The sequence below is a fragment of the Nitrospira sp. genome (assembly GCA_015709715.1).
Classification (GTDB): domain Bacteria; phylum Nitrospirota; class Nitrospiria; order Nitrospirales; family Nitrospiraceae; genus Nitrospira_A.
Genome location: CP054184.1, coordinates 1969082 through 1980678, shown reverse-complemented (window position 1 = coordinate 1980678; position 11597 = coordinate 1969082). Strand labels below are relative to the sequence as shown.

At 59.3% G+C, this 11597-nt stretch carries 14 protein-coding genes; 7 read left to right on the top strand and 7 right to left on the bottom strand.

The features are described 5' to 3' along the window. Positions 1-8: 8 nt before the first annotated feature. The 3 genes from atpG (at position 9) to HRU82_09395 (ending at position 2865) form a co-directional block, all read left to right on the top strand. The gene (atpG, locus tag HRU82_09405) at positions 9-893 is read left to right on the top strand and encodes an ATP synthase F1 subunit gamma (GenBank protein QOJ35151.1); all 885 of its coding nucleotides are present in this window, start codon (positions 9-11) and stop codon (positions 891-893) included. Between the two features lie 23 nt (positions 894-916). After that, entirely contained in the window at positions 917-2359 is a 1443-nt protein-coding gene (gene atpD / locus HRU82_09400; GenBank protein QOJ35150.1) for a F0F1 ATP synthase subunit beta, read from the top strand. A gap of 86 nt (positions 2360-2445) precedes the next feature. Then, positions 2446-2865 (top strand): F0F1 ATP synthase subunit epsilon, encoded by a 420-nt coding sequence (locus HRU82_09395; GenBank protein QOJ35149.1) that lies wholly within the window; start codon positions 2446-2448, stop codon positions 2863-2865. Positions 2866-3114: 249 nt separating this feature from the next. Here the strand turns inward: HRU82_09395 and HRU82_09390 are convergent, their stop codons facing one another. Next, positions 3115-3711, bottom strand: a complete 597-nt coding sequence (locus tag HRU82_09390) for a DUF3365 domain-containing protein (protein ID QOJ35148.1) — start codon at positions 3709-3711, stop codon at positions 3115-3117. Positions 3712-4155: 444 nt separating this feature from the next. Next, on the bottom strand, positions 4156-4728 hold the full coding sequence (locus HRU82_09385; protein ID QOJ35147.1) for a DUF3365 domain-containing protein: 573 nt from the start codon (positions 4726-4728) through the stop codon (positions 4156-4158). A 128-nt stretch (positions 4729-4856) separates the two neighbouring features. Between HRU82_09385 and HRU82_09380 the strand changes: the two genes are divergently transcribed. Continuing rightward, a complete protein-coding gene (locus HRU82_09380; protein QOJ35146.1) occupies positions 4857-5786 on the top strand; it encodes an RluA family pseudouridine synthase in 930 nt (309 codons plus the stop codon). A 28-nt stretch (positions 5787-5814) separates the two neighbouring features. Here HRU82_09380 and HRU82_09375 read toward each other — a convergent pair whose 3' ends face one another. Continuing rightward, on the bottom strand, positions 5815-6207 hold the full coding sequence (locus HRU82_09375) for a hypothetical protein (protein ID QOJ35145.1): 393 nt from the start codon (positions 6205-6207) through the stop codon (positions 5815-5817). A 451-nt stretch (positions 6208-6658) separates the two neighbouring features. Here HRU82_09375 and HRU82_09370 point away from each other — a divergent pair, with 451 nt between their 5' ends. Further along, complete coding sequence (locus HRU82_09370) at positions 6659-7657, top strand: RluA family pseudouridine synthase (protein ID QOJ35144.1); 999 nt, start codon at positions 6659-6661, stop codon at positions 7655-7657. 50 nt (positions 7658-7707) lie between these two features. Further along, complete coding sequence (locus HRU82_09365) at positions 7708-8130, top strand: hypothetical protein (GenBank protein ID QOJ35143.1); 423 nt, start codon at positions 7708-7710, stop codon at positions 8128-8130. A gap of 1 nt (position 8131) precedes the next feature. Here HRU82_09365 and HRU82_09360 read toward each other — a convergent pair whose 3' ends face one another. After that, a complete protein-coding gene (locus HRU82_09360) occupies positions 8132-8311 on the bottom strand; it encodes a hypothetical protein (GenBank protein ID QOJ35142.1) in 180 nt (59 codons plus the stop codon). A 60-nt stretch (positions 8312-8371) separates the two neighbouring features. On the opposite strand from HRU82_09360, the gene HRU82_09355 reads away from it, so the two are divergent. Next, a complete protein-coding gene (locus HRU82_09355; protein ID QOJ35141.1) occupies positions 8372-8812 on the top strand; it encodes a GNAT family N-acetyltransferase in 441 nt (146 codons plus the stop codon). Between the two features lie 55 nt (positions 8813-8867). Here HRU82_09355 and HRU82_09350 read toward each other — a convergent pair whose 3' ends face one another. The 3 genes from HRU82_09350 to HRU82_09340 are packed head-to-tail and all read right to left on the bottom strand — an operon-like array spanning position 8868 to position 11470. Further along, positions 8868-9689 carry a metal ABC transporter permease gene (locus tag HRU82_09350; GenBank protein QOJ35140.1) on the bottom strand — a complete coding sequence of 274 codons (822 nt, stop codon included), beginning with the start codon at positions 9687-9689 and terminating at the stop codon, positions 8868-8870. A gap of 24 nt (positions 9690-9713) precedes the next feature. Beyond that, positions 9714-10493, bottom strand: coding sequence for a metal ABC transporter ATP-binding protein (locus HRU82_09345; GenBank protein QOJ35139.1), 780 nt, complete (start codon positions 10491-10493; stop codon positions 9714-9716). A 56-nt stretch (positions 10494-10549) separates the two neighbouring features. After that, entirely contained in the window at positions 10550-11470 is a 921-nt protein-coding gene (locus HRU82_09340) for a zinc ABC transporter substrate-binding protein (GenBank protein ID QOJ35138.1), read from the bottom strand. Positions 11471-11597: the final 127 nt, after the last annotated feature.

Here is an 11597-nt window from a genome sequence, read left to right as displayed (position 1 = left end):
CGCAACCTATGCCGAGCTTACAGTCATTGCGCCGCAAAATCGCGGCTTTCAAGAATACCCAGAAGATCACCAAGGCCATGAAGATGGTTGCGGCGGCGAAACTCAAGCGCTCGCAAGACCGCATCTTGGCCGCGCGGCCCTATGCGCATAAGATGCGAGGGGTGCTGAGCAACCTCAGCCAGCGCGTCAATCGCACGTCACATCCTCTCTTGCAGAAGCGCGAGGGGAAGAAGATCGAAATTCTCGTGGTGACGAGCGACCGTGGATTGTGCGGCGGATTCAACGGGAACATTGTGCGGAAGAGTTCGGAATTCGTCCGCCAGTGCGAGGCACGCGGTCTGCAAGTCACCCTGAGCATCGTGGGTCGGAAGGGACGGGAATATTTCCGGCGCCGCGCCTGGCCGATCCGGCAGGAGTGGACCGGGGTGTTCGACAAGCTGAGCTTCGAGCATGCGCTGGATATCGGCGGTGATTTGACGGAAAACTTCGTCAAGGGCACCTTCGACGAACTCTACGTCGTCTACAATGAATTCAAGTCCGCCATCCAGCAGCGGGTGATTGTCGAGAAACTGTTTCCCGTCGATGCCGCAGCCGAATTTGGGGCCAGCTCGGAAGTCGGACAGAACGGCACAGGCGGGAGTTATCTCTATGAGCCGGACGAGGCCGAACTGTTGAACGTGCTCGTGCCGAAACATTTTCAAGTGCAGACCTTCCGTATCTTGCTGGAATCGGCGGCGGCCGAGCACGGCGCGCGCATGGCCGCGATGGACGGGGCGACCCGCAACGCCGGACAGCTGATCAAAAAAGTGACGCTGTACTACAACAAAACCAGGCAGGCTGCGATCACGAAGGAACTCATGGATATCGTCGGCGGCGCGGAAGCGCTGAAGTAAGAGTTGGCGACACAAGGAGTCTTATGAGCACAGGAAAAGTCATCCAAGTCATCGGCCCCGTGGTGGACGTGGAGTTCCCTCCCGGACAGCTGCCGAACATCTACAATGCACTCAAGGTGATCCAGGAGGAAAATAAGGCGGCGGGCAAACCAGCCGTGCGGATCACGCTTGAAGTGGCGCAGCACCTCGGTGAAAACCGCGTGCGCGGTGTGGCCATGTCCTCGACCGACGGTCTGACCCGTGGAATGGATGTGCAAGATACCGGTGCTCCGATTTCCGTGCCGGTCGGACGGGAGACCTTGGGACGCCTGATCAACGTGCTGGGCGAACCGGTGGACGAAAAGGGCCCGATCCAGGCCAAGAAAACCTACCCGATTCATCGGCCTGCGCCGCGATTGGAAGATCAGGACACAAAAACTGAAGTGCTGGAAACCGGCATCAAGGTGGTCGACCTGTTGGAGCCCTACAGCAAAGGCGGGAAGGTCGGACTCTTCGGAGGCGCAGGCGTTGGGAAGACCGTTATCATCATGGAGTTGATCAACAACATCGCGCTGCACCATGGAGGCTTCTCCGTGTTTGCGGGCGTCGGTGAACGGACGCGCGAAGGCAACGACCTCTGGCACGAAATGCAGGAGTCCAAGGTCATCGATCCCGATGACTACACGAAATCCAAAGCCGCATTGGTGTACGGTCAGATGAACGAGCCGCCTGGCGCTCGGCTGCGTGTCGCCCTCACCGGCTTGGCCGTGGCGGAATTCTTCCGCGACGAAGAGAACCAGGACGTGTTGTTGTTCGTCGACAACATCTTCCGGTTTACTCAAGCTGGTTCCGAGGTCTCGGCTCTGTTGGGACGCATGCCGTCGGCGGTGGGTTATCAACCGAATCTGTCCACCGAAATGGGAGCTCTTCAGGAGCGGATTACATCTACGAAGAAGGGGTCCATCACGTCGGTACAGGCCATTTACGTGCCGGCCGACGACTTGACTGACCCCGCTCCGGCCACCGCGTTTGCACACCTGGACGCCACAACCGTGTTGTCACGGCAATTGGCCGAGCTGGGCATTTATCCGGCGGTCGATCCTCTCGATTCCACGTCTCGTATTCTCGATCCCCAGATCATTGGAGAAGAACACTATAAGGTGGCGCGCGGGGTTCAATCGGTCTTGCAGCGCTACAAGGATCTGCAGGACATCATCGCAATTCTCGGTATGGACGAACTATCCGAAGACGACAAGATGGTCGTGGCGCGGGCCCGCAAAATTCAACGCTTCCTCTCGCAACCGTTCCACGTCGCCGAGGCCTTTACCGGCGCTCCCGGCAAGTACGTCAAGCTCAAGGACACCGTGCGGAGCTTCAAAGAAATCCTTGAAGGGAAATACGACCATCTCCCCGAACAGGCCTTCTACATGGTCGGCCCGATCGAGGAAGCCGTGGCGAAGGCGGAAAAGATGGGAGTGAAGGTCTAATAGGCGGACGCTCTTGTGCTCGCAGACCAGCGCACGTCAGAGCAACCCACCTGTCAGACTTTTCGTTAGAGGTCAGGAAGAGGACAATGGCTGGGAAGATTTTATTAGAAGTCGTCACTCCGGAAAAGTTGCTCCTGAGCCAGGAGGTCGATGAGGTGGTCGCTCCCGGCAGCGAGGGGGACTTCGGAGTCTTGCCGGGGCATTGTCACTTTCTGTCCACGCTTCGCATCGGCGAGCTGCGCTATAAGACGCAAGAAACCTGGCGCTACATGTCGATCCTGTGGGGCTATGTCGAGGTCACTCCGGCTAGGGTCACGGTGATGGCGGAGATTGCCGAGAAGGCAGAGGATATCGACGTTGACCGTGCGCAGAAGGCGGTCGAGAAGGCGGAACAGCGCCTGCAGGCTGGCGGCCTTCCCTCAGAGGTCAAGGACGCTCAGATCAGTCTCGAAAAGGCTCGTCTGCGCAAGAAGATCGCCGATCGCGCCCGCCGGGTGCATGGCTAACGCCTTGTTCTCAGGTTTCTCATAGGTCTGTATATATACCGCCTTGTCTTTTCTTCCCATCGCTCACGCATCCGCCCGTATGTCACGTTCCAGCCGAGGCAGTAGAGGCGGCGAACCAAACACCGGACAGCAAAGATCGTTCGGCGGTATCCCGCCAGGCAAGTGAATACAGTCTTCCGGTTTCACAGGCGACCGGCAGGCTCCGGTTGCGGCCTGCCGGTCATTGAAAGCAGGAGTCAACCGGAGCGATTATTGACCAACCGGGATGGTGATCACGATGGCTCCCATGACATCATTGAGCTTAAAGTCTCGCTTGGGGCTATCGGGATGGGCATTGTGGCAACCGATGCAGGCTTGCGTAGCTGCCAGGTCGGCATAGACGGCATGAAAATATCGTGTTTCACCGTTTTTGGTGAAGCCCGTGTGTGGACGATCCGGATGGGTGAGAATGGCGCCCAGCCCGGTCTTTTCCAGGTCGGTCGCAGCCGCATTGCGTTTGTTGATCGGCCACAGACTGATGAGTCGATATTGTACGCCGATGCCTTTCTTCGCCACGTGACGACCGGACTCCATGAGAAATTGGGCGGGCAGAGGTAGTGTGTTTTTTTGCTCCCAATTCTCTGAGGCGACCACGATGCCCTTCGCCTGCATCCGTTCCACGACATGCCGCGTGTAGACGTCTCGGTCTGCGTCAATGATGGCATGGAGATAATTCGCCACGGTCTCAATCGGCAGCGTCCCGGAGGGTCCCTCGGATCCACTGGAATCGGGCGCCAACAGGCTGGCACCTCCCAATGTCGCGCAGAGCAGGACAGTACCCCAGAGCACTTTGTTGGAGGATGTCATATGATGCCTCCTGGTTGTGAGCACAGGTGGACTGGTCCATCAGTCCGTGCCTGTGGGTGAGTGAATGGGCGTGGGGTGGATGGTGGAGCTGGCGAAATGAATTCGCGTTCGAAGCCCGATGCCCGAGCCTGCGCGGAAAATCAGCAGCTGGCAGGTAAGGAACGATTGAGCGGGAGAGGGACGAAGTGCGCAGGAGTAAGGTGCCGACGGAGGCTTCCTGGCAGCAGCACCGGACGTGGGAAGGTACCGAAGGCATAGCTCCAGTCCCCTAACCCGATAGGCCAGTGTGCCCCTCTGGCCTTACGATGTCTCATCATACGCCGCACGATCAGAGCTGTCTATCGACTCTTGTCTGGGCGCCGGTGTGAGCAGCGATGAAGAAGAGCCGAATCCAGACGCACGACGCCGCGGGGAGGCGACGAATCCCTGCCGCTGTGAGCCTGATCACTTCAGGGGAATTTCGATCAATAGTCCGCCGAGCACATCGCCGATCTTGAAGTCGTGACGAGGGCTGCGAGGGTGAGCGTTGTGGCAACCGATGCAGGCTTGGGTCACAGCCCGATCGGCATACACTGCCTGGAAATAAGGCCGATCCGAGATGGTAACCATACCGGTTGCTGCCTGCTCAGGGTGTTGCGAAACCGTTTGCAAGCGTATACGTTCGGGCTCTGACGCCGGTGCGTTTTGCGGATTAATGGGCCACAGGCTCACTAACCGATAACGGATTTGAGTGCCGGTCAACGTCCCCAACTGGTTGGCCTCCTGAAGAAATTGGGCTGGAAGCGGCAGAGTAGTCTTGTCTCTGCGCCACGTTTCAGCCGCTGTGGCCGCTCCTTCTTTCTGCATCCGTTCCACGACGTGAATCGTGTAAAACGTACGATCGGCTTCAATGACGGCGTGCAGATAATCTGCCACCGTTGCCGGGGGGATACCGGGCAGATCATCCCCCTGCGCGTCCTGTGCGAAGATCACCGGTAGGAGCAGGCACAGCATGGGGAATACGGATTTTCCCAACATGACAACACCTCCTTGTCGCAAAGGTCGCCGGCCTCCGATCCTCCAGCATAGGCTGATTCTGAAGAAGAGGCAATCTGTCGAGCGGGGGAGCTGCCTCGGCGCGCTACGAACCTAGAGGGCAATTGCTCGTGGAGACGGAATTTATCATCTCGGCCGGGGAACAACCCAAACGCTTAGATCGGTTTCTGGTCCATCGCGAACCCAACCTGTCGCGCGCGGCGATCCAAAGGCTGATTGCCACCGGACGCGTGCGCATGAACGGCGCTCCCGCGAGGCCGGCTCGGCTGGTCAGGCCAGGAGACAGCATCTCCATCGATAGCCCGCCCGCCGTCCCCCTCTCTCGCAATGGCAAGCCCATGGCGCTCGCGGTCCTCTACGAAGACGAGGCCTGCCTGGTGGTAGACAAGCCGGCTGGGGTCGTGGTCCATCCTGGGCCGGGGCATTGGTCGGACACCTTGATGAACGCGCTCTTGGATTACTGGGCAGGAAAGTCCGGAGCAGGGAGGCCCGGTATCATCCATCGGTTGGACAAGGAGACTTCCGGTGCTCTCCTGGTTTCAAAAACGGCTGAGGCGCACCGTCGCCTAGCGAATCAAATCGAGTGTCGTACGGTAGAGCGTATGTACCACGCCTTCGTGCAGGGCCTTCCAGCCCAGCCGGAAGGCCGAATCGATTTGCCGCTCGGACAGGATCGTACCGACCTGAGACGAACGTCCTCCGACGCGGACCACGTCAAGCCGGCGATCACAGACTATCACGTGATTGAGGCCTTCGGAACGAGGGCCGCTCATCTCCTGTTGCGTCCGCACACGGGGCGCACCCATCAGATTAGGGCGCATCTCCAGGCACTCGGCCATCCTATCCTCGGTGATCGGGTATATGGAGACGGCACAGCAAAGGTGGGCGAAGCCGCCGTCGCCGAGCGGGTCATGTTGCATGCGGCGAGTATTCGATTCACTCATCCGATCAATGGGGAGCCCTGCACCGTGGTCGCGCCGCTCCCGGATGATTTTGAGATCCTGCGCCAGGCGCTCAGGTCGTCGAACGAGGGCCGCTGAAGCGGCCCGGTTCAGAGAGAAGAAGAGCTTAGAGGGACAACCCTGAAATATTTTGGTCCAGGTGATTGCGCTGAAGCAAAAAATAGGGGAATCGGCCGAAGGTCAGGTGGCAGCCGGCCAAGTAACGTTCCTGGCTCGCTCCGGCGGGAAGCTGGGTGGTCCAACGCACTTCGAACAAGGGGACCGTCTGCTGTCGTTGGAGCGCGGGATTGTGAATCGCGACGAGCTGCCGGTGTTCAGGTTTGCGGTCCAATAGCAGGAGAATTCCTTCGGCACTGATGTTGAGGGAATAGGCCTTGCCACGAACCAGGGCGGTTCGGGAATCAGGGCCCTCGACGAGTTCGTAATGGCATGGGGTGCGGACGGCAAAACGGACGTCGATGCGGCGGTCGCTGACGGCACTGGGCAACAATGCTTCCATTTGCTGAGTCATCGTGACCTTCTGCTCTGGTGCCTGCGAAGAGGCTTTCCCCAAGAGCGTCTTGAGGATTTTGTGGATAAAGTCTCCTGCCATACCGATGTCGCAAACTCGAACAGTGTGAAATGCCAAACGCTGGTTAAAGGAAAGCAATTCGAGTGCCTGTGTGCCGCAAAGTTGGATTGTCCCTAAGGGTTTGATTTTTTAGTCTTGAAGTCGAGCGATCACAACAACACCATCCTTCCCGTCATCGTTGCCTGTAGGACTGTGACGCCAACATTGACAAGAATGACCAACGGCTGACAGCTACGGTGAGAGATGAATCTGGTCATCGTCGCTATCGGATCCTGTTGATGAATTGTGGAGGAGATGTTGAGAACTGCGTCCCTTGTTTTTGCCTGCGCCCTATGGCAGCTTACCGCTCGTCACCAGCTGAGACCTAGGCCATTGCCACGTGAGTCCGTTCACCACGACGCCGGTTGAGTTCGTCATCACGCCAGGAGAATCATCCAAGCGGATCGATAGATTCCTCGCCAATCGCGACCCCACATTTTCTCGCTCCGCCCTCCAGCGACTGATCGAGGAAGGGCGCATTCTGGTCAACGGTCGCACCGTGCGCGCAAGCCAGAAAATCAAACCGGGCGACGTCATCCGGCTGGAAGTGCCCAGGCCGGTGCTGCTGGATATCCAACCCGAAGCAATCCCCTTTGAAATTCTGCACGAGGATCCTGAGCTGTTGGTGCTCAACAAGCCCGCCGGCTTAGTCGTACATCCCGCGCCGGGGAATTGGTCGGGAACGTTGGTCAACGCCTTGCTGCATCACTTTGCGACATCAGGGGGTGCGCCCTCACAGATCGGCGGCACGGAGCGCCCCGGGCTGGTGCATCGTTTGGACAAGGAAACTTCGGGAGTGATGGTGGTGGCCAAGACCGATCACGCCCATCGTGCGTTGGCAGCGCAATTCAAGTTGCACACGATCACACGGGTGTATGAGGCACTGATCTGGGGTGTGCCCAAGAAGGGGCATGGAGTGATCGAGTTGGCAATCGGGCGGGACACGAAGGAACGCAAGAAATTTTCGGCCCGCTCGTCGAAGCCGAAGCCTTCGGCGACCGAATATGAGGTGGATCGGCGGTTCGGCAAGATTGCGTCGCACGTGCGGCTGTTCCCTCGAACGGGAAGAACCCATCAGCTACGCGTTCACTTGGCGTCGATCGACCATCCGATTCTGGGCGACCGAACGTACGGGGGCGCGAAGGTCATGGCCGTGGCCGGAATGGAGGTGCCGCGAGTGATGTTGCATGCGAGGACCCTTGGATTTCAGCACCCGGTCGGCGGCACCTATCATCAGTTCGATGTGCCCTGTCCGCCGGACATGGAGCAGGTGCGAAATTGTCTCGCGGCCTCGACGACCGAAGAGGTTGGACACGACGCAGGAGTGCGAAAGCGGTGATCCACGCCGTGAGTGATCGCGATCGTTCAGGGAGAGAGGAGAGAGGACCCATGCAAACCAGTACTGTGCTTGATCTGTTGGGAGAGTTCATCGCCCAGATTAAAGGGTATGCCGCGAAACTGCCGCCGGTCGTGCATCTTGCGGTGGTCCCCACCGGCATTAAGCCGAAACCGGAGTCCGTCGACCTGTTCGAACAAGCCCTGTCGCGGTTCCGGGAACAGAGCGGGCGCACTCCCTTCAAGGGGCTCCAGGAGTATGTGATTGAGTCTTTGGAGGCGTTCGAGGCGGGCAATGTCCTGGGGGCCGTGCAACCCCTGCTGGCGGTGCTGGACCACTTAGACCGAATGAAGCGAGACAAAGAAATCAAGGTGACGCCGGCGGAAGAACAACGCTTGGGAGAGTACCGGACCGCCCTCATCAAGATTTTGCCTGGCAGCCAACCGGAGTTGGAGGGGGCGGGACGGGGGATGTGACCTAGTGTCCCATCTTGGGACCGGCAGCGTTGGCGCCGGCAGTCACCAGGCGAAATCGGACCGTCGCGCCGCAGTGGGGGCATTTTGTCCGAACCGTTTCTTCGTCGAGGACTTCGTACTGATCTTCCTTGAGCCACATGAGTTGAAAACACTTCGGGCAGCTTCGCACTTGCGTTCCCATGGTCTTCCCCTTACACTACGGTTCACCCGCACCACATCGGAGGGGTTAATTTAGTACAAGATGCCTCCCGCTCTCAAGACCGGCCAACAGGCGATCACATTCTCAGACCGCAACGATTTCGACGCTGCCCAGCTCCTTCGGCTCTATCACCAAGCTCCCTGGGCCCACACGCGTGAGCTTGACCAGGTGCGAACCATGTTGGCTCAGACGGATGTGATCATTTCAGCTTGGGATGGGCCGCGCTTGGTGGGATTCGGTCGCGTCTTGACCGACTATGTCTTCCGCGCCTCCATCTGGGATGTGATCGTCGATCGTGAGTACCAGGGGCGAAAGGTTGGAACCCAAATCGTGCGCCGGATTCTCGATCATCCCCGATTGCAGCAGGTGGAGTTGTTCTGGCTCTGCACCCGCCGCCCTGGCTTTTACGAACGGCTCGGTTTCAGTTCCAAGGAGCAGACCGGCATGGTCTGGTCCAGAAAAAAACCTGCCTCGCAAAAGTAACTTCTGCGTCGCGTCCGCTCACACATCGGCCTTGCGACCTGTTCTCACCGGAAGGCTACTGGGGGCGGATGCGATGGAGCCGTTTCGGAGAGAACAGGATCGCCAGGAAAAACAGGCTGGTCGCCAGGAGCACGATCGAAGGCCCCGACGGTAAATCGAACGCATAGGAGAGGAGAACACCGGCCACGGCGCAGAACGTGCCGATCAATACGGAATAAAGCGTCAGCTGCGTGAGGCTGTGCGTGAGTTGGTAGGCGGTGGAGGCGGGGATCAGGATCATGGCAAAGACCAAGATGGCGCCGACGGTTTTGAGCGAGATCACTACGGTCAACGCCACCAGCGACAGCAGGAGATAAAAAATCTGCCGGGCCGGGACGCCTGAGGCGGCGGCCATGTCTTGGTCGAAGGCGATGAAGTAGAGTTCTTTCGACAGCAGCAGTATGGTGCCGAGAACCGCCACGCTCAACCCGCCGATGGTCAGCAATTCTTCCGTCGTGACCGACAAGACACTGCCGAACAGGTACCCGTACACTTCAGGGTTATAGGTCTTCATCAAGCCCAGAAACAGAATGGCCATCGCCATGGTGGCGGTATAGAGAATGCCGATGGACACATCCAGCTTCATGCGGCCTTTCTCTTCCACCCAGCCGGTCATCCAGACGGTGGCGAGACCAAACACGATCGCGAGGCTCAAGGGCGGCAGTCCAAGCAGGTAGGCCAGGGTGACGCCGGCAAAGGCTGCATGGGCTGTGCCGGCGCCGGCAAAGGCCAAGCCCCGCAGGACGACGAACACTCCGATGACGGAACAGACCGATCCCACCAGGGCGGCGGCGATGAGCGATCGTTGCATGAAATCGTAGGACAGGAGCTCTAACATGGGTTGGCTGTGCGGCGACCGGCGTCAGTGGTGGTGGTAATCCTCGACGATGACGAAATCCTTATCGGTGATGACGAGTTCCTTGCCGTACACCTGGCGGAGGATATCCGGTTGCAGGACCTCCTGGGGAGGGCCGGCGGCGAACAATTTGGTCTTCAGCAGCACTAGCCGATCCACGCGCGACCGGATCATGTTGATGTCGTGCGTGATCATCAGGATGGTCAGCCGCAATTCATGATGGAGCTGTTGGATCAATTCCACAACACTATGCTGCGCCGTGATGTCCAGCCCGGTGGTCGGCTCATCCAACAGAAGGATGCGCGGTTGTTGCGCCAGGGCGCGGGCGATGAAAACACGCTGCTGTTGCCCGCCGGAGAGCGCGCCGAGCGCCGAGTCGCGATGGTGGTCCATCCCGACGTGTGTGAGGGCTTCGCGCGCGATCTCGCGATCCCGGCGCCCCGGGCGGCGAAACAGCCCCAATGCCCCGTAGCGGCCCATCATCACCGCCTCCAGCACCGTCACGGGAAAATTGCGGTCGAGCATACCCTTTTGGGGCAAGTACCCGATCAAGGCACGATGGTGACAACGGAGTTCCTCGCAGGCGCAGTCGAGCACGCGCAGACTCCCGCTGAGCGGTGCCATCAACCCGAGGACCGCGCGGCACAAGGTAGTCTTGCCGGACCCGTTGGGACCGATGACGCCGACGAATTCGGATTCGAGGATCGAGAGCGACAGGTCTTCCAGGGCAATGACGCCGGGAAAGCCGAAGGTGGCGTGGTCGAAGCGGATAATGGGCTGAGTCATGCGAGCGTCGGTCGGTTGAGGGTGCTGTCGGTCGCGAGCCGGTCGGTGTGTGGTCGTTAGGTCCGTTCAAGGGCTTGGGCCAATTGGAGCACATTATAGCGGAGCATGTCGAGGTAGGTCTCGGTGCCCGGGAGACCGCCGGGCAGGGTGGTCAGGACGGCGACGCGGGCTCCCGTCTCCTTGGCAAGGAGCTGCGGAACCTTCTGGTTCAGCTGCACCTCGGAAATGACGACGCGGACCTGTTCCCGCTTCATGGTCTCGATCAGTCGGTGGAGGTGCCGCGCCGAGGGTTCTCCTCCCGGCTGTGCGAGAATGGTCCCGGCAATGCGAATTTCGTAGCGCCGTGCAAAGTAGGGCCAGGCTGGATGGTGCACGACGACACTGCGGTTGGGCGCGTGGCGGAGGCGTTCGAAGGTTTCCTGCTGGACACGCTTCAAGGATTCGAGATAACTCGAGGTGTTCGTCCGATAGTCCTGCGCATGCGCGGGATCAGCGGCGATCATGGCGTCGGAGATATGTCGGACCATGGTGGTTGCCGCCTCTGGATCGAGCCACATGTGGGGATTTCCCATCGCGTGGTCGTGCGAATGCCCCATGGCCTCCGGTTCGGGATGGTCTTGAATCAACTCGATCCCATGGGAAGTCGTGATCACCTGCAGCTTGCCGTTCCCCGCATTCTTCACGAGCGAGGAGACCCAGACTTCCAACCCGGCGCCGACCTCGAACAGCAATGCCGCCTTTCGGACCGCCACCAAATCGCTTGGCTTGGGTGAATAGGTATGTTCACTTTCATAGCCCGTCATAAGCGACGTCACCCGCACGTGAGGGCCGCCGACCTGCTGAGCCCAATCCTTCAGCACCGGCAGGGTGACGACGATGTTGAGCGGCTCGGCGGCGAAGGCCGGTTCGGCAGCGGCGTGCCACGAAAACGGCATAGGCACGAAGAGGGTAAGGCTGAACAACAGCAGGCGAAACATCCGGCGGACGGTAACACCCGGTTTCTCTAATGTCAACGCGCAGCATGATGATCCGAGGTGTCTCCGTCGCTTGACCATCGAGGAAGATTCCATTAGCGTAGCGCACGATTTGCGTCACGACGGCAGA

Bases quoted from the DNA above. Each gene is read 5' to 3' on its own strand.
- HRU82_09340 (QOJ35138.1), bottom strand. From the start codon at position 11,470: ATGTTTCGCCTGCTGTTGTTCAGCCTTACCCTCTTCGTGCCTATGCCG.
- HRU82_09385 (QOJ35147.1), bottom strand. From the start codon at position 4,728: ATGTTGGGAAAATCCGTATTCCCCATGCTGTGCCTGCTCCTACCGGTG.
- HRU82_09375 (QOJ35145.1), bottom strand. From the start codon at position 6,207: ATGGAAGCATTGTTGCCCAGTGCCGTCAGCGACCGCCGCATCGACGTC.
- HRU82_09395 (QOJ35149.1), top strand. From the start codon at position 2,446: ATGGCTGGGAAGATTTTATTAGAAGTCGTCACTCCGGAAAAGTTGCTC.
- HRU82_09360 (QOJ35142.1), bottom strand. From the start codon at position 8,311: ATGGGAACGCAAGTGCGAAGCTGCCCGAAGTGTTTTCAACTCATGTGG.
- atpD (QOJ35150.1), top strand. From the start codon at position 917: ATGAGCACAGGAAAAGTCATCCAAGTCATCGGCCCCGTGGTGGACGTG.
- atpG (QOJ35151.1), top strand. From the start codon at position 9: ATGCCGAGCTTACAGTCATTGCGCCGCAAAATCGCGGCTTTCAAGAAT.
- HRU82_09345 (QOJ35139.1), bottom strand. From the start codon at position 10,493: ATGACTCAGCCCATTATCCGCTTCGACCACGCCACCTTCGGCTTTCCC.
- HRU82_09355 (QOJ35141.1), top strand. From the start codon at position 8,372: ATGCCTCCCGCTCTCAAGACCGGCCAACAGGCGATCACATTCTCAGAC.
- HRU82_09365 (QOJ35143.1), top strand. From the start codon at position 7,708: ATGCAAACCAGTACTGTGCTTGATCTGTTGGGAGAGTTCATCGCCCAG.
- HRU82_09350 (QOJ35140.1), bottom strand. From the start codon at position 9,689: ATGTTAGAGCTCCTGTCCTACGATTTCATGCAACGATCGCTCATCGCC.
- HRU82_09390 (QOJ35148.1), bottom strand. From the start codon at position 3,711: ATGACATCCTCCAACAAAGTGCTCTGGGGTACTGTCCTGCTCTGCGCG.